Below are 21,599 nucleotides of genomic sequence, written 5' to 3'. Positions count from 1 at the left end.
GTAGGCCGTGAACGTCGCCCCGCCCGACTCCGCCAGAACCTTCGTGATCGCCGCCGTCAAAGACGTCTTGCCGTGATCAACGTGACCGATCGTGCCAATGTTGCAGTGCGGCTTCGTACGCGCGAATTTCTCTTTGGCCATGATAGCCTCCGTCCAATCTGTTGTTGCAAGTGAAGCGGTGCGGGTGGCGCCCCGAGGGGCGCCGCCGTCTTAGGCGTACTTGGCGACGACCTTCTCGGCCTCGCCGCGCGGCACCTCTTCGTAATGGTCGAACTGCATCGTGAAGTTGGCGCGGCCCTGCGAGAAGGACCGGAGCTGGTTCACGTAACCGAACATGTTGGCGAGCGGCACCATCGCGTTGATGACGTTCGCATTGCCACGCATGTCCTGGCCCTGGATCTGGCCGCGGCGGGAGTTGAGGTCGCCGATGACCGAACCGGTATACTCTTCCGGCGAGACGACCTCGACCTTCATCACCGGCTCGAGGAGCACCGAGCCGCCCTTCTGGAGGGCCTCACGGAGGGCTGCACGCGACGCGATCTCGAAGGCCAGCGCCGAGGAGTCGACGTCGTGGTAGGCGCCGTCGATCAGCTCGACCTTGATGTCGACCACCGGGAAGCCGGCGAGGATGCCAGCACCGAGCACCGAGTTCAGGCCCTTCTCGACGCCCGGGATGTACTCCTTGGGCACCGCGCCGCCGATGATCTTCGAGGCGAACTCGAAGCCCTTGCCGGGCTCGTTCGGCTCGACCACGAACTTCACCCGGGCGAACTGACCGGTACCGCCGGTCTGCTTCTTGTGGGTGTAGTCGATCTCGGTGCGCTTCGTGAGCTTCTCGCGGTACGCCACCTGCGGCTGGCCGATATTCGCGTCGACCATGTAGGTGCGGCGCAGGATGTCGACCTTGATGTCGAGGTGGAGTTCGCCCATGCCGCGCAGGATGGTCTGGCCCGATTCCTGGTCCGTGGAGACCCGAAAGGACGGATCCTCGGCGGCCAGCTTGGCCAGGGCGATGCCCAGCTTCTCCTGGTCGGCCTTGGACTTCGGCTCGACGGCGATCTCGATCACCGGCTCGGGGAATTCCATCTTCTCGAGGATGACGGCCTTCTGCGGATCACAGAGGGTGTCGCCCGTGCGGGTGTCCTTCAGGCCGGCCAGCGCCACGATGTCGCCCGTGAAGGCTTCCTTGACGTCCTCGCGGTTGTTGGCGTGCATGAGAAGCATGCGGCCGACGCGCTCTTTCTTGTCGCGTGAGGAGTTCAGGACGTTGGCGCCCGACTCGATCTTGCCCGAGTACACGCGGCAGAACGTGATCGTGCCGACGTGCGGATCGTCCATGATCTTGAAGGCGAGCATGGAGAAGGGATCCGAATCCGACGGGTGCCGGACGGTCTCTTCCTCGGTCTTGAAGTCGATGCCCTTGATCTCACCGCGGTCGGCGGGGGACGGCAGGTAATCGACGACGGCGTCGAGCAGGGGCTGCACGCCCTTGTTCTTGAAGGCCGAGCCGCAGAGCACGGGGTGGAAGGCGCGACGCTGCACGGCGGTTCGGATGAGGCGATGCATCGTCTCGGCATCGGGCTCGACACCGTCGAGGTAGGCCGACATGGCGTCGTCGTCCATCTCGACGCAGGCCTCGACGAGCTTGACGCGGTATTCCGCGGCCTGGTCGGCGAGGTCGGCCGGGATCTCGGCCTCGGAGAAGTCGGCGCCGAGCTTCTCGGACGTCCAGACGATGGCTTTCATCTTGATCAGGTCGATGACACCCTTGAAGGTGTTCTCGGCGCCGATCGGAAGCTGCAGGCAGACAGGCTTGCCAGCGACGCGGTCGATGATGTCGGCCACGCACTTGAAGAAGTCGGCGCCGATCTTGTCCATCTTGTTGACGAACACGACGCGCGGCACGTCGTACTTGTCGGCCTGGCGCCAGACGGTCTCGGTCTGGGGCTCCACGCCCTGGTTGCCGTCGAGCACGCACACGGCGCCGTCGAGCACGCGGAGCGAGCGCTCCACCTCGATGGTGAAATCCACGTGGCCGGGGGTGTCGATGATGTTCAGGCGCTTGTCGCGCCAGAAGCACGTCGTGGCGGCCGACGTGATCGTGATGCCGCGCTCCTGCTCCTGCGTCATCCAATCCATCGTCGCGGCGCCGTCATGGACTTCGCCGATCTTATGGGACTTGCCGGTGTAGTAGAGGATCCGCTCGGTGGTCGTGGTCTTGCCGGCATCGATGTGAGCCATGATGCCGAAGTTGCGGTAGTCCTCGATCGCGTGCGTGCGGGGCATCGGATTGCTCCTGAAAGGGTCCGGGTCCGCTTACCAGCGGTAGTGCGAGAAGGCGCGGTTGGCTTCTGCCATCCGGTGGGTGTCTTCCCGCTTCTTCACGGCGTTGCCGCGGTTGTTGGCGGCGTCGAGCAGTTCGGCCGATAGGCGCTCGACCATGGTGCGGTCGTTGCGGCCACGGGCGGCCTGGATCAGCCAACGGATGGCCAGAGCCTGGCGGCGCTCGGTGCGCACCTCGACGGGAACCTGGTAGGTCGCGCCGCCGACGCGGCGGGAGCGGACTTCGATCGCCGGGGCGACGTTGTCGAGGGCGGCGCGGAACACCTCGATGGGGTTCGCGCGGGCACGGTTCTCGACGATGTCGAAGGCGCCGTACACGATGCGCTCGGCGGTGGACTTCTTGCCCTCGTACATGATCGAATTCATGAACTTGGTCAGCACGATGTCCCCGTACTTCGGGTCCGGGATGATCTCACGCTTCTCGGCAGAATGGCGGCGGGACATCGCTCGCTCCGTCTAAACTTAAGGTCTTGAAACCACCCCGCGCAGGCCGCCTTGAGCCTCATTCGAGGCCGGCGACATCCTTACGGGGTGCGCGAATTTCGGTCTTACTTCGGACGCTTGGCGCCGTACTTCGAACGGCGCTGCTTGCGGCCCTTGACGCCCTGCGTGTCGAGCACGCCGCGCAGGATGTGGTAACGCACACCCGGCAAGTCCTTCACGCGGCCGCCGCGGATCATCACCACGGAGTGCTCCTGAAGGTTATGACCCTCGCCCGGGATGTAACCGATGACCTCGAAGCCGTTGGTGAGACGAACCTTCGCGACCTTGCGGAGCGCGGAGTTCGGCTTCTTCGGGGTCGTCGTGTAGACGCGGGTGCAGACGCCACGCTTCTGCGGGCAGGCGTCGAGCGCCGGCACCTTGTTGCGGCTCTTCTGCGCCTTGCGCGGCTGAGCGATCAGCTGGTTGATCGTCGGCATGCCAATCCTCTCGAAACGCGTCACCGTCGGTGACCGTCGAAATCCAAATCTCGTTGTGGTCGGCCCCGGCATCGCACAAAGCTGTGCGACGAAACGCAAAGCCGCGCCCCAGGCTGATGTCAGCCTTTGGCGCGCCGTTGCAAGCAGAGGATCACCTGCATCGATGCAAGCGATCATGCCGGACTGACACGTGTTCGTCTGTTGAAGTCGGATGCGTTTAGGAAGCCTGGATCGAGGCTCTGGGCCTCACGATCGTTTGCTGCCTACGGCCAGCCGTTCAATGAGGGCCTAATAGAGGTGGATTCGGCCCGCGTCAACCCATTCCATTACAAGTTCATGAAGTTGGGGGCCTTCGCCGGCGCCGATTTGGGCCGACAGTGCGCATGAAAAAGGGGCCGCCCCGACGGACGGCCCCTCCTTCGTTCTCGGTCGGGTCCGCTGCTTTACTCGGCGGCGGGCGGCAGCTCGGAGAGGGGTTGCGCCCCACTCTCGGCGGCCTTCTGCTGGAGGATCAGGTTGTCGCGACGGCGAGCCACGGCACGGATCTCGGCGGCCATGGAGCCGGTGCCGGCCGGGATGAGCGAGCCGACGATGACGTTCTCCTTGAGGCCTTCGAGGTAGTCGATCTTGCCGTTGACGGCCGCCTCCGTGAGGACGCGGGTGGTTTCCTGGAACGAGGCCGCCGAGATGAACGACTTCGTCTGCAGGCTCGCCTTGGTGATGCCGAGCAGCACGGGGACACCGACGACCGGCTTCTTGTTCTCGGCAAGAAGCTTCTCGTTGATCTCCGCCAGCTCTGTCCGGTCGATCTGATCGCCCGTCAGGATGTCGGAATCGCCGCCGTCGGTGATCTCGACCTTCTGCAGCATCTGCCGGACGATGACCTCGATGTGCTTGTCGTTGATCGACACGCCCTGGAGCCGGTAGACCTCCTGGATCTCGTTGACGAGGTAGGCCGCGAGCTCCTCCACGCCCTTGATCGCCAGGATGTCGTGCGGCGCCGGGTTGCCGTCGACGATGTAGTCGCCGAGCTCGACCACGTCCCCGTCCTGAAGGTGGATGTGCTTGCCCTTCGGGATCAGGTACTCGACCGCCTCCGAACCGTCATGCGGCGTCAGCGTCAGGCGACGCTTGTTCTTGTAGTCGCGCCCGAACTGAATCGTGCCCGACTTCTCCGCGATGATGGCGGCGTCCTTCGGACGACGGGCCTCGAACAGCTCCGCCACCCGCGGCAGACCGCCGGTGATGTCGCGGGTCTTGGCCGAATCCGCCGAGACGCGGGCGAGGATGTCGCCGGCCTTCACCTTGCCGCCCGGGTCGTAGCCGATGATGGCGTCGACGGGTAGGAAGTAGCGGGCGTCCGAGCCGCGCGGCAGCTTCATGGGCTTGCCGTCGGCATCGGTCACCAGCATCGCCGGCTTGAGGTCGGCGGTGCGGGCGGTGCCGCGCCAGTCGATGACGACGCGCTTGGCGATGCCGGTCGACTCGTCGGTGGTCTCGGTGATCGACTGGCCGTCGATGAGGTCCTCGTACTGAACGATACCGTCCGTCTCGGTGATGATCGGGCGGGTGTAGGGGTCCCACTCGGCGATGCGCTGGCCGCGCTTGACCGTGTCGCCCTCGTCCACGCGCAGCTTCGCGCCGTATTGCAGGCGGTGGTTGGCGCGTTCCGTCCCGTCCGAGCCGACGATGACGATGGAGACGTTGCGGCCCGTGGCGATGAGATCGCCGTCCGAGTTCCGGGCGAGGGCCCGGTTCCGGATCTTGATCGTGCCCTCGAAGCTCGACTCGATGAAGGACGAGTCGGAGATCTGAGCGGCGCCGCCGATGTGGAAGGTGCGCATGGTGAGCTGGGTGCCCGGCTCGCCGATGGACTGCGCCGCGATGACGCCGACCGCCTCGCCCATGTTGACGGGCGTGCCGCGGGCGAGATCGCGCCCGTAGCAGGTGGCGCAGACGCCGCTCTTGGTGGCGCAGACGAGCACCGAGCGGATCTTGACCTCCTGGATGCCGGCCGCCTGGATGGCGGGCAGGTGCTTCTCCTCGATCGTCTCGTTGGTCTTGACGATCACGGTGCCATCGAGGGCCACCAGGTCCTCGGCCGTGGCGCGGCCGAGGATGCGGATGGCGAGCGGGGCCACGACCTGGCCTGCGTCCACGATGGCGCGCATGCGGATGCCGTTGGTGGTGCCGCAATCGGTCTCGCGGATGACGGCGTCCTGGGCCACGTCGACGAGACGACGGGTCAGGTAGCCCGAGTTCGCGGTCTTCAGCGCCGTGTCAGCGAGGCCCTTGCGGGCGCCGTGGGTGGAGTTGAAGTATTCGAGAACGTCGAGGCCTTCCTTGAAGTTCGAGATGATCGGGGTCTCGATGATCTCGCCCGAGGGCTTGGACATCAGACCGCGCATGGCGGCGAGCTGGCGCATCTGCTCGCGGGAGCCGCGGGCGCCGGAATTCGCCATCATGTAGACCGAGTTGACCTGCTTGTCGGTCCCATTCTCGTCCTTCTGGACCGCGGAGATCGCGGCCATCATCTCGTCCGCCAAGCGGGCCGAGCACTTGCCCCAGGCATCGACGACCTTGTTGTACTTCTCACCCTGGGTGATCAGGCCGTCGTTGAACTGCTGCTCGAACTCCTTGACGAGGTCGCGGGTCGAACCGACGATCGACCACTTGTTGGCCGGCACCACCATGTCGTCTTTGCCGAACGAGATGCCGGCCTTGAACGCGTGGTTGAAGCCGAGCGCCATGATGCGATCGCAGAAGATCACCGACTCCTTCTGACCGCAGTGGCGGTAGACGGTGTCGATCATCGCCGAGATCTCCTTCTTGGTCATCAGCTTGTTGACGACGTCGAAGGGCACCTTGGCGTGCTGCGGCAGGGCCGTGGACAGGATCACCCGGCCCGGCGTGGTGTCGTAGGTCTTGGTCAGCGGCTCGCCGTCCGGCCCGATGCCGTTCCAGCGCCAGCGGATCTTGGTGTGCAGCTTGACGGTCTTGGCCGCCAGCGCGTGCTCGAGCTCGCCGATGTTGCCGAACACGCCCTGCATCGGGTTCTGCTTGTTGGTCGGGTCGAAGGCGCCGATGGCCCCTTCCGCCACGATCGACAGGTAGTAGAGGCCGAGCACGATGTCCTGGCTCGGCACGATGATCGGGTGACCGTTGGCCGGGTGCAGGATGTTGTTGGTCGACATCATCAGGACGCGCGCCTCCAGCTGAGCCTCGAGGCTCAGGGGGACGTGCACGGCCATCTGGTCGCCGTCGAAATCGGCGTTGAACGCGGTGCAGACCAGCGGGTGCAGCTGGATCGCCTTGCCCTCGATCAGCTTGGGCTCGAAGGCCTGGATGCCGAGGCGGTGCAGCGTCGGCGCGCGGTTGAGCATGACGGGATGCTCACGGATGACCTCGTCCAGGATGTCCCAGACCTCGGGCTTCTCCTTCTCGACGAGCTTCTTGGCCTGCTTCACGGTGGCCGAGAAACCCTTGGCGTCGAGGCGCGCGTAGATGAACGGCTTGAACAGTTCGAGCGCCATCTTCTTGGGCAGCCCGCACTGGTGCAGCTTCAGCTCCGGACCCACCACGATGACCGAGCGGCCGGAATAGTCGACGCGCTTGCCGAGCAGGTTCTGGCGGAAGCGGCCCTGCTTGCCCTTCAGCATGTCGGCGAGCGACTTCAGCGGGCGCTTGTTGGCGCCCGTGATGACGCGGCCGCGGCGGCCGTTGTCGAACAGCGCATCCACCGCCTCCTGAAGCATGCGCTTCTCGTTGCGGATGATGATGTCCGGCGCGCGCAGCTCGATCAGCCGCTTCAGGCGGTTGTTGCGGTTGATGACGCGACGGTAGAGGTCGTTGAGATCGGACGTGGCGAAACGGCCGCCGTCCAGCGGGACGAGCGGGCGCAGGTCCGGCGGGATGACGGGCACCACGGTGAGGATCATCCACTCGGGCTTGTTGCCCGACATCTGGAAGGCCTCGATGATCTTCAGGCGCTTGAGGAGCTTCTTGGGCTTCAGCTCGGAGGTCGTGGTGGCGATTTCCTCGCGCAGCGCGTTGGCGATGCCGTCGAGGTCGAGTTCCTGCAGGATGCGCCGGATGGCCTCGGCGCCGATCATGGCGGTGAACGAGTCCTCGCCGTACTCCTCCTGTGCGCGCAGGTACTCCTCTTCCGACAGGAGCTGACGCTCCTTGAGGGGGGTGAGGCCCGGCTCGATGACGCAGTAGGACTCGAAGTACAGGATCCGCTCGAGGTCCTTGAGGGCCATGTCGAGCAGAAGACCGATGCGGCTCGGCAGCGACTTCAGGAACCAGATGTGGGCGACGGGGGCGGCGAGCTCGATGTGGCCCATGCGGTCGCGCCGAACGCGCGCGAGGGTGACCTCGACGCCGCACTTCTCACAGATGACGCCCTTGTACTTCATGCGCTTGTACTTGCCGCACAAGCACTCGTAATCCTTGATGGGTCCGAAGATGCGCGCGCAGAACAGGCCGTCGCGCTCGGGCTTGAACGTGCGGTAGTTGATCGTCTCGGGCTTCTTGATCTCACCGAATGACCACGAAAGGATCTTCTCGGGCGACGAGATCGAGATCTTGATCTGGTCGAAGCTCTGGGGCTGAGCCTGCTGATTGAAAAGATTCATGACCTCTTGGTTCATGATCTGCTCCTGCTGACGAGGCGCACCCTCCGCCGAGGGGCTGACCGCGTGCTGTAAACGGGTGCGGCGCGACGACCGGCCGGATCGTCGCTGACCGTAGAACGGGAGGCCCTGCCCCTCCCCGCTCGGACCGCGCCGGGATCGAGCCCGGCGCGGGAGCGTGGTGCGGTGGTTACTCGGCCGCCTCTGCGGGCGGCTCGATCTGGTCGTTGGCAAGCTTCTTCGAGGAGGTGAGCTCCACGTTGAGGCCGAGCGAACGCATTTCCTTGACGAGCACGTTGAACGACTCGGGGATGCCGGCCTCGAAGGTGTCGTCGCCGCGCACGATCGCCTCGTAGACCTTGGTCCGGCCGGCGACGTCGTCCGACTTGACCGTGAGCATCTCCTGCAGCGTGTAGGCGGCGCCGTAGGCCTCCAGAGCCCAGACCTCCATCTCGCCGAAGCGCTGACCGCCGAACTGCGCCTTGCCGCCCAGCGGCTGCTGGGTGACGAGCGAGTACGGGCCGATCGACCGCGCGTGGATCTTGTCGTCCACGAGGTGGTGCAGCTTCAGCATGTAGATGTAGCCCATCGTCACCTTGCGGTCGAAGGGCTCGCCCGAGCGGCCGTCATAGAGGGTCGACTGGGCCGACCGGTCGAGACCGGCCATCTCCAGCATCTGCTCGATGTCGGCTTCCTTGGCGCCGTTGAACACCGGGGTCGCCATCGGCACGCCGCGGCGCACGTTGTTGGCGGCCTCGGCCATCTCCTCGTCGGTGAGACCTTCGAGCTCCGACGGCGAGTAGATCGCCTCCATCTCCGCCTTGAGGGGCGCGATGTCGTTGCTGCGGAGATACGCGTCCACCGCCTGGCTGACCTTGCGGCCGAGACCGGCCGCGGCCCAGCCGAGGTGGGTCTCCAGGATCTGACCGACGTTCATGCGCGAGGGCACGCCGAGCGGGTTGAGCACGATGTCGGCATGCGTCCCGTCCTCCAGGAACGGCATGTCCTCGATCGGCACGATCCGCGAGACGACACCCTTGTTGCCGTGCCGGCCGGCCATCTTGTCGCCGGGCTGGATCTTGCGCTTCACCGCCACGAAGACCTTGACCATCTTCATGACGCCGGGGGGCAGCTCGTCGCCGCGCTGCAGCTTCTCGACCTTGTCGAGGAAGCGCTGCTCGAGGCGCTTCTTCGACTCGTCGTACTGCTTCTGCATCGCTTCCATCTCGGTCATGAGACGGTCGTCGATGACGGCGAACTGCCACCATTGCGAGCGCGGGTACTCGGCAAGAAGCTCACGGGTGAGCGTGGTCTCCTTCTTGAAGCCCTTCGGACCGGCGATGGGCGCCTGGCCGATGAGCACGGTCGCGAGACGCGCGTAGGTGTTGCGATCCAGGATCGCCTGCTCGTCGTCGCGATCCTTGGCGAGACGCTCGATCTCCTCGCGCTCGATGGCCTGGGCGCGCTCGTCCTTGTCGACGCCGTGGCGATTGAACACCCGGACCTCGACGATCGTGCCCGTGACACCCGGGGGCACGCGCAGGGACGTGTCGCGCACGTCGGACGCCTTCTCGCCGAAGATGGCGCGCAGGAGTTTCTCCTCCGGCGTCATCGGGCTCTCGCCCTTCGGCGTGATCTTGCCGCACAGGATGTCGCCGGCGTGCACCTCGGCGCCGATATAGACGATGCCGGCCTCGTCGAGGTTCTTGAGCGCCTCTTCCGAGACGTTCGGGATGTCGCGGGTGATTTCTTCCGGCCCGAGCTTGGTGTCGCGGGCCATCACCTCGAACTCCTCGATGTGAATCGAGGTGAACACGTCATCCTTCACGATCCGCTCGGAGAGCAGGATCGAGTCCTCGAAGTTGTAGCCGTTCCACGGCATGAACGCGACGAGCACGTTCCGGCCGAGAGCCAGCTCGCCGAACTCCGTCGAGGGACCATCGGCGATGATCTCGCCCTTCTTCACGGCCTCGCCGACGCGCACCAGGGGCTTCTGCGTGATGCAGGTCGACTGGTTGGAGCGCTGGAACTTCTGCAGGCGGTAGATGTCGACGCCGGGCTTGTTGGCGTCGGCCTCCTCGGTGGCCCGGATGACGATACGGGTGGCGTCCACCTGATCGACGATGCCGGTGCGGCGGGCCGCGATGGCGGCACCGGAATCGCGGGCGACCACGGCTTCCATGCCGGTGCCCACGAAGGGCGCGTCGGCGCGGACCAGCGGCACCGCCTGGCGCTGCATGTTCGAGCCCATCAGCGCGCGGTTCGCATCGTCGTTCTCGAGGAACGGGATGAGCGCGGCCGCCACGGAGACGAGCTGCTTCGGGGACACGTCCATCAGGTCGACGCGGTCCGGCGGCACCACGATGACGTCACCCGCGCGACGGCAGACCACGAGGTCCTCCGTCAGCTTGAAGCTCTCGTCCATCTGAGCGTTCGCCTGGGCGACGTAGTACTTCGCCTCCTCCATCGCCGACAGATAGGCGACGTCGGTGGTGACGACGCCGTCCTTCACGCGCCGGAACGGGGTCTCGATGAAGCCGTACTTGTTCACCCGCGCGAAGGTGGCGAGCGAGTTGATCAGGCCGATGTTCGGGCCTTCCGGCGTCTCGATCGGGCAGATGCGGCCGTAATGGGTCGGGTGCACGTCGCGCACCTCGAAGCCGGCCCGCTCGCGGGTCAGACCGCCCGGGCCAAGCGCCGAGAGGCGGCGCTTGTGGGTGACTTCCGAGAGCGGGTTGGTCTGATCCATGAACTGCGACAGCTGCGACGAGCCGAAGAACTCGCGCACCGCGGCTGCGGCTGGCTTCGCGTTGATGAGGTCCTGCGGCATCACGGTGTCGATGTCGACGGAGGACATCCGCTCCTTGATAGCGCGCTCCATGCGGAGCAGGCCGAGGCGGTACTGGTTCTCCATCAGCTCGCCCACCGAGCGCACGCGCCGGTTGCCGAGGTGATCGATGTCGTCGATCTCGCCCTTGCCGTCGCGCAGGTCCACTAGCGCCTTGACGACCGCGAGCATGTCCTCGCGGCGCAGGGTCCGCACGGTGTCCTCGGCGTCGAGGTCGAGGCGCATGTTCATCTTCACGCGGCCGACGGCCGACAGGTCGTAGCGCTCAGGGTCGAAGAACAGCGAGTGGAACATCGCCTCGGCGGTGTCGAGGGTCGGCGGCTCGCCCGGGCGCATGACGCGGTAGATGTCGAACAGCGCGCCCTCGCGGGCGGAGTTCTTGTCCACCGCGAGCGTGTTGCGGATGTAGGGGCCGACGTTGATGTGGTCGATGTCGAGCACGGGCAGCTCGGCGACGCCGACATCCTCGAGGCTCTTCAGGAGCTTGTCGGAGATCTCGTCACCGGCCTCGGCCCAGATCTCGCCGGTCTTCGGGTTGACGAGATCCTCAGCGATGTACTGGCCGATCAGGTCCTCGTCGGTGGCCTTGAGGAACTGCACGCCGCGCTCGGCGATCTGCCGGGCGTTGCGGGCGTTCAGCTTCTTGCCGGCCTCGAGCACGACCTCGCCCGACTCCGCGTCGACGAGGTCGACGGAGGCCTTAAAGCCCTTCAGACGCTCGGCGTCGTAGGGCACGCGCCAGTCGGCGCCGTCGCGATCGTAGATCACGCGGTTGTAGAAGGTCGACAGGATCTCCTCGCCGTCCAGCCCAAGGGCGAACAGCAGCGAGGTCACGGGCAGCTTGCGCTTCCGGTCGATGCGGACGTGCACGATGTCCTTGGCGTCGAACTCGACGTCGAGCCAGGAGCCGCGATACGGGATGATGCGGGCAGCGAACAGCAGCTTGCCCGACGAGTGGGTCTTGCCCTTGTCGTGGTCGAAGAACACGCCCGGTGAGCGGTGCATCTGCGAAACGATGACGCGCTCGGTGCCGTTGACGATGAAGGTGCCGTTCTCCGTCATCAGGGGCATGTCGCCCATGTAGACGTCCTGCTCCTTGATGTCCTTGACGGACTTGGCGCCAGTGTCCGGGTCCACATCGAACACGATGAGACGCAGCGTGACCTTGAGCGGGGCCGCGTACGTAATGCCGCGCTGACGGCACTCGTCGACGTCGTATTTCGGCTGCTCGAACGTGTACTTCACGAATTCGAGGAGCGCCGTGGAGGAGAAGTCCGAGATCGGGAACACCGACTTGAACACGGTCTGCAGGCCTTCGTCGCCCCGTCCGCCTTCAGGCTCGTTCATGATCAGGAATTGGTCGTAGGACGCCTTCTGAACCTCGATGAGGTTCGGCATCTCGGCGACTTCCTTGATCTTGCCGAAGAACTTGCGAATCCGCTTGCGACCGACCAGCGTGTTGGCCATGGGTGACCTCGCTCCTACGTCCCGCGTACCGGGTGCCCGGGGAAGGCCTTACGCCTCCCGCAACCAGGCGATGGGCCCGCCCCGCCGGACGACGCCCACCCGAACTGAAAAACTCATGGCCCTCGCGCGGGCCGGTCGGGTCGCTGCAAGCGACCTTGGCCCACGGGCGTGAACCCGCGGGCCTTGGAAGCCGTCAGGTCCGGAGGGACCCGACGGAAGCGGATGGGCCGGTGCGGCCCACCGGAAAGAGCCTTACTTGAGCTCGACCTTGGCGCCAGCCTTCTCGAGCTGGGCCTTGAGCTTCTCGGCCTCTTCCTTGTTGACGGACTCCTTGACGGCCTTCGGGGCGCCCTCGACGAGGTCCTTGGCTTCCTTGAGGCCGAGGCCGGTGATCGCGCGGACCTCCTTGATGACCTCGATCTTCTTGTCGCCGGCGGCGGTGAGCATGACCGTGAACTCGGTCTGCTCCTCGGCGGCGGCAGCCGGACCGGCGGCGGGGCCGGCGGCGACGGCGACGGCGGCGGCAGCCGAGACGCCCCACTTCTCTTCGAGCATCTTGGCGAGGTCAGCGGCCTCGAGAACGGTCAGCGAGGACAGGTCGTCGACGAGCTTGGCGAGATCAGCCATGGTTGTATTCCTTCGTAGATCGGTTTGAACGGATGGGTTGAAAAGGGCGATGCGGCCTCAGGCCGCTTCGCTCTGAGCCTCGTCCTTGGTGGCATAGGCCCCGAACACGCGGGCGAGCTTGGCCGCCGGTGCGTTGACGACCTGGGCGATCTTGGTCGCGGGAGCCTGGATGAGGCCCACGATCTTGCCGCGCAGTTCGTCGAGGGACGGGAGCGAGGCGAGCGCCTTCACACCGTCCGGGTTCAGGGCAGTCGTGCCCATGGCGCCGCCGAGGATCACGAGCTTGTCGTTGGCCTTGGCGAAGTCCACCGCAACCTTGGCGGCCGCGACCGGATCGCTCGAATAAGCGAGCAGGGTCGGGCCCTTCAGGAGGGGCTTGATGGAGGCGACGTCCGTGCCATCGAGAGCGATGTTGGCGAGGCGGTTCTTGGTGACCTTCACGGTGGCACCGGCCTGCTTCATCTGCGAGCGCAGCTTCTGCATGTCGGCGACCGTGAGGCCCTTGTAGTGGGCCACGACGACGACGGCGGTGTTCGCGAACACGCCGTTGAGCGTCGAGACGAGATCAGCTTTGGCTGTCCTGTCCACTGGGGCTCTCTCCGGTTGGCGGAACCCGAGGATGGGTCCGCCGGTTGCACATGCCGCCCGGGACGGAACTCGGCTCAACGCGAAGCCGGAACGTCCTTGGCGACGCTTCACGGCCCTGTCCCCCATCGCCCCCCGGAACGGGTGGACGACACGGGTGAGATGGTTCAAACCGATGCCTGACCCTGTCCGCACGGCGGGCCGGGTGAGGGCAGTAGAATTTCGGTCTTCCCAGTCTGTGCAGGCTTTGTGGATTAAGCCGGTGACCCGGCGCCTGCAGTCTCGGACAGGACATAGCCGGACGAAGCTCAGAGGGGGTTTTACGCCCCGCAAAGCCTTCCGGCCAATACCGCCTGGTTGCCCAGGCGATCTCTCAATCGGAATGCGACCGATCGGCCGATTCCTTTCGCATGTATGAAAACGTTGAGGGGGTCTATAGAGCCTTGCAAGCAGCCTGCCAAGTGCCCTGGCCCGAGAAAAGCGCCGCGGACCGCGCTTTTCGCTTGACGCCCCGCGCCTGCATCCGTTGGTCGCGGCCGTGGTGCCGCGACCCTGAGATGATGCACCCCGCCCGCGCCGCATGATGCGCCGGACGCGCCGGGTTCATATGGGCAGGACCTTAGACCGGTAAGAACTTGCGCGCCACGCGCCACCACGGCTCGCGCGCCTCGCGCTTCTGGTCCGCCTTCGCCGCGTAGAAGGACGCGTTGTGCTCGCCGCGGAGCGCCTCGCGGGTGAAGCGGATGAGGTGGTGGGCGACGAAGCCCATGTTGAACACGGCCTCGATCTGTCCGCGCCGCAGGGCATGGCCGGCGGCGCGCCAGAACACGCCGCGGTAATCGGAGAGCAGCCCGACCCGCAACGCGATGTTGAAGCCCAGGATCAGGCCGCGCCGCAGATTGGTCCGAGTCAGCTTGCCCTTGATCGGGGTCTTGATCCGATGCGGGTAGGTCCGCTCCACCTGGTAGCGGAAGCGCGCGAACAGGTTCTCGGGCTCGTAGGCGTGGGCGATGGCCCGGCGCCAGCTCGCCACCACGTCGTCGTGGGGACGCTTGAACAGGACGTTGGATTCCAGCGCCGCGTCGTGGGTGAGCCGGCCCTCGCGGGTCAGCCGGTCCCAGAGCGGCGTTTTCGGCAGAGCCTGCAGCAGATTCATCGTCAGCACCGGCACCGCCGACTTGTCGATGAAGTCGATCAGCTTCTGCTCGGACTGGTCGGTATCCGTGTCGAGGCCGAGGATGATGCCCGAAGTGACTTCGAGGCCGAAGCTGTTGAGCGTCTCGATCGCCTCGTACATCGGCACGGCGGCGTTGTGCTTCTTGTCGATGCCGGCGAGCGCATCTTCCTCCGGCGTCTCGATGCCGACGAAGACGGTCATGAAGTTGGCCTGGCGCATCAGCTCCAGGATATCGGGCTGCTTGGCCATGTTCAGCGTCGCCTCGCAGGCGAACTGAAGCGGGTAGTCATTCTTCTTCTGCCACGCCACGAGGTGGGGCAGCATGTCCTTCGTGGCCTTCCGGTTGCCGATGAAGTTGTCGTCGACGAAGTACACCACCGCCGGGTGGCCCGGCTGGGCGATGATGGCGTCGAGTTCGCCGAGCATCTGCTCGGGGCTCTTCAGGCGCGGCTGGCGGCCGTAGAGTTGCGGGATGTCGCAGAACTCGCAGCGGTAGGGGCAGCCCGAGGAGAATTGCAGCGAGCCGATGAGGTAGCGCTTGAGCGGGGCCGCCTCGTAGGCGGGGGCCGGGAAGTCCGAGAGCGGAAGGCGCTCCTTGGTCTCCAGACGGACCTGCGCCGCCGGAATCGACACGTCGCGGTCGAGGATCGCGACCAGTTCGTCGGTGGCGTCGCCGATCTCGCCGAGATGCAGGTAGTCGAATTCGGGGTACTGCTCGGGGGAGCCGGAGACCGAGGGGCCGCCGAGTGCCGTGACCTTACCGGCCGCGTGCGCCCGCGCGTAGATGTCCCGGATCTGCGGGGCCTGGATGTGCATGCCGGACACGAACACCGCGTCGGCCCAGGCGAAGTCCGCCGGTCCCGCCCGGGTGATGTTCTCGTCGATGAACCGGTACTCCCAGGTCTCCGGCATGTACGCTGCGATCAGCAGGAGCCCCTGGGGCGGCATGAAGGCCTTCACGCCGCCCATCAGGGGGTAGGCGTGAGAGAAGGTCCCGAAGGACGGCGTATAGGCGGGAAAGACGCACAGGATGCGTCGCTTCGAGATCACGGAGAGGGTGCATCGCATGGGAGCATACCTAGCACAGGCATCCGCGAAGGCGTCACCCTCGCGTGTTGTTTTCTCGGGTCTTTTCGGAGGCTTCCCCGCTCCGTGAGGACACGAAGCCGAGCGCCATCACGCGTGTTTGAACGGGCGCGCTTCCTATTCCACGTGAGCCTCGTCCCCGTTTAGAGCCAGGCTCCGCAGGATCTGGAGCCCGGTGCCGAGCCGCGCCAGCGGTGGGGAGCCGAGGGCGAGGCGGACCCCGTTCGGCGGGGCGGCGGGGCCGATCGCGAAGGCGCTCGCGGGTGAGACCGCCACGCCGTTGCGCGCCGCCGCGGCCGCGTAGCGCTCCGCATTCCAGGCCTCCGGCAGGGTCAGCCAGAGGTGATAGGCCCGTGGATCACCCTGGATGTCGAGGCCGGCCAGCATCTCCCGCGCGAGGGCGTGGCGGGCCGCCGCGTCCGCGCGCTTCTCCCGACCGATGCGTCCGGCCAGACCATCCGCGATGACGTGCAGCGCTATGGCGAGGGGCAGGCCACCGGCGGTCCAGGCGCCGTTGCGGATGGTCCGCGTCAGGCGCTCCACCAGGGCGGGCGGGCTGGCCACGAAACCGAGGCTCAGGCCGGGTGCCACGCGCTTCGACAGGCTGTCGACCAGGATCACCCGGTCGGGAGCCAGGGCGGCCAGGGGCTCCTCGTCGCAGAGGAAGCCGTAGACCGCGTCCTCGATGCAGACGAGGTCGTGTGCGGCGAGCAGCCGGGCGATCGCTCGGCGGCGCTCGGCGCTCATTGTCCGGCCGAGCGGGCTTTGCAGGACGGATTGCAGGTAGAGGCCGCGCAATGGGGCGTCGCGATGCGCCTGCGCGATGGCGTCGGGGTGCACACCGTCCGCGTCCAGCGCGAGGGGAACCAGGGTGATGCCGATGCGTGCGGCCATGCCCTTGACGATCGGGTAGGTCAGGGCCTCGACCCCGATCCGTTCTCCGGGCTGGGCCAGGGCGGCCATCGCGGCGGCGATGCCCTGGCGTCCGGCGCCCGTGAACAGCACCGTCTCGGGATCGGCGGACCAGCCGCCCCGCGTGAAGAAGCCCGAGGCCGTGGTTCGCGCCCGGGCCGTGGCTCCCGCCCGGACCGGTGGGAACGCGGCCCGCAAGGCCGCCGGCTCCAGCATCGCAGACAGGCTCGCGGACAGGTCGGCCGCCTGCTGCGGCAGGATCGAGAAGACGTGCTCCAGGTTGATCAGGCCGGTCTCGGTCTCCGCCAGCGCCGTATCCTCGGCCGCGACGGGGGCGCGGATGAAGGTGCCCCGCCCGACCTCGCCCGTCACGAGCCCGCGTCGGGTCAGCTCCGCATAGACCCGGCTGGCCGTGGACACCGCGATTCCGCGCTCATAGGCGAACTGCCGCTGCGGCGGCAGCCGCGTGCCGGGCGCGAGCCGGCCGGCCGCGATATCGGCGGCAATCCCGTCGGAAATCGTCCGGTAATCCATGGTGCGCACATTGATCCGAGTGCAATGATTCGATTGATTCGCACCAAAATCGGATCAATGAGGGGTCTCGATCCGATGGAGGCCGCATGACATGACGACGCCCAACAGCTTACCCTGGTTTCGCCCGATCGCGATAGCACGGGAAGAGAGCTCCACAGCCCCCGGGATCGCCAGGGCGATCGCCTCGCTACGGCTCTGGCGGAATCGGTACAATGGGCGCAGGACAATCCGCTCCATGACCTCGGAGCAAATCACCGGGCTCGACCTCGATCCCGTCGCCCTCAGGCTGGAGGGCGAGAAGCCGTTCTGGCGGGCTTGAGCGCAAACGAAAACGCCCGGCCGTGAGGCCGGGCGTCTCCAGTTCGTGCACGCTAAGCGTGAATCAGGCGGTGAGGACCGTCGAGGGCTCGACCTTGACGCCCGGACCCATCGAGGAGGTCACGGCGACGCGCTGGACGTACTGGCCCTTGGCGCCAGCCGGCTTGGCCTTGGCCACCGCGTCGGCGAACGCCTTGATGTTCTCGACGAGCTTGTCGGCGTCGAACGAGACCTTGCCGATGCCGGCATGGATGATGCCGGCCTTCTCGACCCGGAACTCCACCGAGCCGCCCTTGGCGCCGGCGACGGCGCCCTTCACGTCCATGGTGACGGTGCCGACCTTCGGGTTCGGCATCAGGCCGCGCGGGCCGAGCACCTTGCCGAGACGGCCGACGAGCGGCATCAGGTCCGGAGTCGCGATGCAGCGATCGAACTCGATCTTGCCGCTCTGGACGATCTCGAGGAGGTCCTCGGCGCCCACGATGTCGGCGCCGGCAGCCTTGGCTTCATCCGCCTTGGCGCCGCGGGCGAACACCGCCACCCGCACCGTACGGCCGGAGCCGTTGGGCAGGTTGCAGACGCCGCGGACCATCTGGTCGGCGTGGCGCGGGTCGACGCCGAGGTTCATCGAGATCTCGACGGTCTCGTCGAACTTGGCGCTGGCCTTCTCCTTCACGAGCTTGATCGCCTCGTCGATGGGATAGAGCTTGAGCGCGTCGATGCCCTCGCGGGCGGCGCGGATGCGCTTGCCTTCGTGTGCCATTGTGCCCTCCCCTTAAGCGACGACGTCGAGGCCCATGGCCCGCGCGGAGCCACGGATCATGGCGACGGCGGCGTCAACCGAGTCGCAGTTCAGGTCGGGCATCTTCTTCTCGGCGATCTCGCGCAGCTGCGCCTCGGTCACCTTGCCCACGGTCGGGCCCTTGCCCGGGGTCTTCGAGCCGGAAGCCGGCTTCTTGCCGATCTTCAGGCCGGCGGCCTTCTTCAGGAAGAAGGTGACCGGCGGCTGCTTCATCTCGAAGGTGAAGGAGCGGTCCTGGTACGCCGTGATGACGACCGGAATCGGGGTGCCCTTCTCGATCTGAGAGGTCTTCGCGTTGAAGGCCTTGCAGAATTCCATGATGTTGAGACCGCGCTGACCGAGCGCGGGGCCGATGGGCGGCGACGGGTTCGCGGCGCCGGCCGGAACCTGAAGCTTCACGTAGCCCGTGATCTTCTTTGCCATAGGGACTGCTCCCAAAGAATGCCCGGCATCCGGCTGGCCTCAGCGCGGACGGAGCGGGCGGTTGCAGGTCGCGGTGCGGCCCGTGGACCCCGGCGGCGAACCGGGCGGGCCTCCCGCGTATGATGCCGCCTCGCGGCGACTTACAGCCCGAACCCTCAGGCTCGAACCGATCTCGTGAACCGCACCATCTTTCCGGGGCGCCGCAGGCGAGTCCGGAATCCAGACGCAAGCGGTTCGAGGAACCCGGCGCCGACGGCGGTTCTGGATTCCGGGCTCCGCTGCGCGGACCCGGAATGACGTGGTGCCTCAGAGCTTCTCGACCTGGGCGTATTCCAACTCGACGGGCGTGGCGCGACCGAAGATCGAGACGGCGACCTTGAGGCGCGAGCGGCTCTCGTCGATTTCCTCGACGGTGCCGTTGAACGACGCGAACGGGCCGTCCGATACCTTCACGGTCTCGCCGATCTCGAAGGAGACGGAGGGCTTGGGACGATCGACGCCCTCGGCGACCTGACCCTTGATGCGCTCGGCCTCGGCATCCGGGATCGGAACCGGCTTCGACTTGTCGGCGCCGAGGAAGCCCGTGACCTTCGGGGTATTCTTAATGAGGTGGTAGACCTCGTCGGTCAGGTCGCACTTCACCAGGACGTAGCCGGGGAAGAACTTGCGCTCGGCATCGACCTTGCGGCCGCGGCGCACCTCGACGACCTTCTCGGTTGGGACCATGACCTCGTCGAACAGCTCCATCAGGCCACGCTGGGCCGCCTGATCCTTGATGGACTGCGCGACCTTGTTCTCGAAATTCGAGTAGGCGTGGACGATGTACCAGCGCTTCGACACGGTTCTCACCAAATCCTGACGTCAGTCAGCCCGATCGCGCCGCAGCGTGCCCAGGCCGAGAAGTTGTTAGGCGCCGACCCCGAGGATCAGGGTCACGAGATAGCGCAGCGCCTGGTCCACCACCGTGAAGAAGATGCTCGCCACCACCACCATGATGAACACCATCACGGTGGTCACGACGGTCTCCTTGCGGCTCGGCCACGTGACCTTACGGCCCTCGTCGCGAACCTGAGCCAGGAACTCGGCCGGGCCGACGCGCTTCTGCGCGGGACGCACGGGTGGGGTCGCCCGCGGGGGCGTCGGCGTGGCGGAACCGCGCTGCGGAGTGCGCGCGAGGTCCACTTTCTTCGATGCTTCGTTCGATGCCATGGCGCCAACAACAGGGAGATCGGCCCGAGCTTCGGGAAAGCGCCATGCGGCGGCTCCGGGGAGGAGCCTGCATCGACGACCTTCATCGATCTCGGAAGGCGACCGCTCTAACGCAAGTCGCCGGGCTTGTCGACTGCGCCCGGCCTGACGTCGCGCGGTAGCGATCTGCTGGAAAGGAAGAGGGCGGGGAGGGTCGACAGGTCTGACGCGGCCAAATGGCAAAGTCCAAATGGCAGGAGTGGAGGGACTCGAACCCGCAACCTCCGGTTTTGGAGACCGGCGCTCTGACCAGTTGAGCTACACTCCTATGCGGAGGACGAGTCCTCCGCCGCGGCGCTGCTATAGACCGGCCGGGACGGCTTCGCAATGGTCAAACCGCGTCGTCAGCGAAGAACCTGTGCTGCGGTGCGGACTGCTTGCAGGAGCCTCTCGAAACGACGACGGCGCCTCCGACCGAGCCGGGGCGCCGCGTCACATTCGTTGCCGTTCGGGCGACCGGGAAGGTCGCCCGGCGGAGGTCGAACTACTCGTTGATGGCGGCGACGACGCCGGCGCCGACGGTGCGTCCGCCTTCACGGATGGCGAAGCGCAGCTTCTCTTCCATGGCGACGGGGACGATCAGGGTGACGTCCATGGTCACGCTGTCGCCGGGCATCACCATCTCGGTGCCCTCGGGCAGCACGCACACGCCGGTCACGTCCGTGGTGCGGAAGTAGAACTGCGGGCGGTAGTTGGTGAAGAACGGCGTGTGGCGGCCGCCCTCCTCCTTGGTGAGGATGTAGGCCTCGGCCTTGAACTTGGTGTGGGGCTTGACCGAGCCGGGCTTGCACACGACCTGGCCGCGCTCGACGTCCTCGCGCTTGGTGCCGCGCAGCAGCACGCCGACGTTGTCGCCGGCCTGACCCTGATCGAGCAGCTTGCGGAACATCTCGACGCCCGTGACCGTGGTGGTCTGGGTGTCGCGGATGCCCACGATCTCGACGGTCTCGCCGACCTTGACGATGCCGCGCTCGACGCGACCCGTCACCACCGTGCCGCGGCCCGAGATCGAGAACACGTCCTCGATGGGCATCAGGAACGGCTTGTCGATGGGACGCTCCGGCTGCGGGATGTAGGCGTCCACCGACGCCATCAGCGCCAGCACGGCGTCGTGGCCCACCGCCTTGTCGCCGTTGTCCAGCGCCACCTTGGCCGAGCCCTTGGTGATCGGGATGTCGTCGCCGGGGAAGTCGTACTTCGAGAGGAGCTCGCGCACCTCCATCTCCACGAGCTCGAGGAGCTCGGCGTCGTCGACCAGATCCACCTTGTTGAGGAACACCACCAGCGCCGGCACGCCGACCTGGCGGGCGAGCAGGATGTGCTCGCGGGTCTGGGGCATCGGGCCGTCGGCCGCCGACACCACCAGGATCGCGCCGTCCATCTGCGCCGCGCCCGTGATCATGTTCTTCACGTAGTCGGCGTGGCCGGGGCAATCCACGTGCGCGTAGTGACGGTTGGCCGTCTCGTACTCCACGTGCGCCGTCGAGATCGTGATCCCGCGCGCCTTCTCCTCCGGCGCCTTGTCGATCTGGTCGTAGGCCGTGAACGTCGCCCCGCCCGACTCCGCCAGAACCTTCGTGATCGCCGCCGTCAAAGACGTCTTGCCGTGATCAACGTGACCGATCGTGCCAATGTTGCAGTGCGGCTTCGTACGCGCGAATTTCTCTTTGGCCAT

The 21,599-nt window shown here is 66.3% G+C and carries 15 protein-coding genes and 1 tRNA gene; all 16 read right to left on the bottom strand.

Going from position 1 to position 21,599, the window contains the following annotated elements; all coding sequences use genetic code 11:
- Positions 1 to 141: GTP-binding protein (locus MKK58_RS12320; protein ID WP_243912336.1), on the bottom strand; the 141-nt coding region annotated here is incomplete at its 3' end.
- 69 nt (positions 142 to 210) lie between these two features.
- Entirely contained in the window at positions 211 to 2,286 is a 2,076-nt protein-coding gene (gene fusA / locus MKK58_RS12315; RefSeq protein WP_243912335.1) for an elongation factor G, read from the bottom strand.
- Positions 2,287 to 2,316: 30 nt separating this feature from the next.
- On the bottom strand, positions 2,317 to 2,787 hold the full coding sequence (gene rpsG / locus MKK58_RS12310) for a 30S ribosomal protein S7 (RefSeq protein WP_056183508.1): 471 nt from the start codon (positions 2,785 to 2,787) through the stop codon (positions 2,317 to 2,319).
- A gap of 104 nt (positions 2,788 to 2,891) precedes the next feature.
- Positions 2,892 to 3,263: a 30S ribosomal protein S12 gene (rpsL, locus tag MKK58_RS12305; RefSeq protein WP_018044234.1), complete on the bottom strand. Its 372-nt coding sequence runs from the start codon at positions 3,261 to 3,263 to the stop codon at positions 2,892 to 2,894.
- 443 nt (positions 3,264 to 3,706) lie between these two features.
- Positions 3,707 to 7,915 carry a DNA-directed RNA polymerase subunit beta' gene (rpoC, locus tag MKK58_RS12300; protein WP_243912334.1) on the bottom strand — a complete coding sequence of 1,403 codons (4,209 nt, stop codon included), beginning with the start codon at positions 7,913 to 7,915 and terminating at the stop codon, positions 3,707 to 3,709.
- A 172-nt stretch (positions 7,916 to 8,087) separates the two neighbouring features.
- Complete coding sequence (rpoB, locus tag MKK58_RS12295; RefSeq protein ID WP_243912333.1) at positions 8,088 to 12,212, bottom strand: DNA-directed RNA polymerase subunit beta; 4,125 nt, start codon at positions 12,210 to 12,212, stop codon at positions 8,088 to 8,090.
- Between the two features lie 252 nt (positions 12,213 to 12,464).
- Entirely contained in the window at positions 12,465 to 12,839 is a 375-nt protein-coding gene (gene rplL / locus MKK58_RS12290; RefSeq protein WP_056183502.1) for a 50S ribosomal protein L7/L12, read from the bottom strand.
- A 57-nt stretch (positions 12,840 to 12,896) separates the two neighbouring features.
- Positions 12,897 to 13,427 carry a 50S ribosomal protein L10 gene (gene rplJ / locus MKK58_RS12285; protein WP_243912332.1) on the bottom strand — a complete coding sequence of 177 codons (531 nt, stop codon included), beginning with the start codon at positions 13,425 to 13,427 and terminating at the stop codon, positions 12,897 to 12,899.
- A 616-nt stretch (positions 13,428 to 14,043) separates the two neighbouring features.
- Positions 14,044 to 15,669: a B12-binding domain-containing radical SAM protein gene (locus MKK58_RS12280; RefSeq protein ID WP_243912331.1), complete on the bottom strand. Its 1,626-nt coding sequence runs from the start codon at positions 15,667 to 15,669 to the stop codon at positions 14,044 to 14,046.
- A gap of 135 nt (positions 15,670 to 15,804) precedes the next feature.
- Positions 15,805 to 17,133 (bottom strand): PLP-dependent aminotransferase family protein, encoded by a 1,329-nt coding sequence (locus MKK58_RS12275; protein ID WP_243912330.1) that lies wholly within the window; start codon positions 17,131 to 17,133, stop codon positions 15,805 to 15,807.
- 382 nt (positions 17,134 to 17,515) lie between these two features.
- On the bottom strand, positions 17,516 to 18,214 hold the full coding sequence (rplA, locus tag MKK58_RS12270) for a 50S ribosomal protein L1 (protein ID WP_243912329.1): 699 nt from the start codon (positions 18,212 to 18,214) through the stop codon (positions 17,516 to 17,518).
- A 12-nt stretch (positions 18,215 to 18,226) separates the two neighbouring features.
- The gene (rplK, locus tag MKK58_RS12265) at positions 18,227 to 18,676 is read right to left on the bottom strand and encodes a 50S ribosomal protein L11 (RefSeq protein WP_018044245.1); all 450 of its coding nucleotides are present in this window, start codon (positions 18,674 to 18,676) and stop codon (positions 18,227 to 18,229) included.
- 306 nt (positions 18,677 to 18,982) lie between these two features.
- Positions 18,983 to 19,516, bottom strand: a complete 534-nt coding sequence (gene nusG, locus MKK58_RS12260; RefSeq protein ID WP_243912328.1) for a transcription termination/antitermination protein NusG — start codon at positions 19,514 to 19,516, stop codon at positions 18,983 to 18,985.
- A 66-nt stretch (positions 19,517 to 19,582) separates the two neighbouring features.
- Entirely contained in the window at positions 19,583 to 19,885 is a 303-nt protein-coding gene (gene secE / locus MKK58_RS26995) for a preprotein translocase subunit SecE (RefSeq protein ID WP_238275002.1), read from the bottom strand.
- 230 nt (positions 19,886 to 20,115) lie between these two features.
- A tRNA-Trp gene (locus MKK58_RS12250) sits at positions 20,116 to 20,192 on the bottom strand.
- Positions 20,193 to 20,408: 216 nt separating this feature from the next.
- Positions 20,409 to 21,599, bottom strand: a complete 1,191-nt coding sequence (tuf, locus tag MKK58_RS12245) for an elongation factor Tu (protein ID WP_056480538.1) — start codon at positions 21,597 to 21,599, stop codon at positions 20,409 to 20,411.

The organism is Methylobacterium sp. J-078, assembly GCF_022829285.1.
In the GTDB taxonomy this organism is placed as follows: domain Bacteria; phylum Pseudomonadota; class Alphaproteobacteria; order Rhizobiales; family Beijerinckiaceae; genus Methylobacterium.
This window is presented reverse-complemented; position numbering and strand designations above follow the sequence as displayed.

Excerpts from the sequence above, each read along its gene's own strand:
- rpoB (WP_243912333.1), bottom strand. The coding sequence starts at position 12,212 with ATGGCCAACACGCTGGTCGGTCGCAAGCGGATTCGCAAGTTCTTCGGC.
- fusA (WP_243912335.1), bottom strand. The coding sequence starts at position 2,286 with ATGCCCCGCACGCACGCGATCGAGGACTACCGCAACTTCGGCATCATG.
- MKK58_RS12280 (WP_243912331.1), bottom strand. The coding sequence starts at position 15,669 with ATGCGATGCACCCTCTCCGTGATCTCGAAGCGACGCATCCTGTGCGTC.
- rpsL (WP_018044234.1), bottom strand. The coding sequence starts at position 3,263 with ATGCCGACGATCAACCAGCTGATCGCTCAGCCGCGCAAGGCGCAGAAG.
- rpoC (WP_243912334.1), bottom strand. The coding sequence starts at position 7,915 with ATGAACCAAGAGGTCATGAATCTTTTCAATCAGCAGGCTCAGCCCCAG.
- rplK (WP_018044245.1), bottom strand. The coding sequence starts at position 18,676 with ATGGCAAAGAAGATCACGGGCTACGTGAAGCTTCAGGTTCCGGCCGGC.
- rplL (WP_056183502.1), bottom strand. The coding sequence starts at position 12,839 with ATGGCTGATCTCGCCAAGCTCGTCGACGACCTGTCCTCGCTGACCGTT.
- secE (WP_238275002.1), bottom strand. The coding sequence starts at position 19,885 with ATGGCATCGAACGAAGCATCGAAGAAAGTGGACCTCGCGCGCACTCCG.
- MKK58_RS12275 (WP_243912330.1), bottom strand. The coding sequence starts at position 17,133 with ATGGATTACCGGACGATTTCCGACGGGATTGCCGCCGATATCGCGGCC.
- tuf (WP_056480538.1), bottom strand. The coding sequence starts at position 21,599 with ATGGCCAAAGAGAAATTCGCGCGTACGAAGCCGCACTGCAACATTGGC.
- rpsG (WP_056183508.1), bottom strand. The coding sequence starts at position 2,787 with ATGTCCCGCCGCCATTCTGCCGAGAAGCGTGAGATCATCCCGGACCCG.
- rplA (WP_243912329.1), bottom strand. The coding sequence starts at position 18,214 with ATGGCACACGAAGGCAAGCGCATCCGCGCCGCCCGCGAGGGCATCGAC.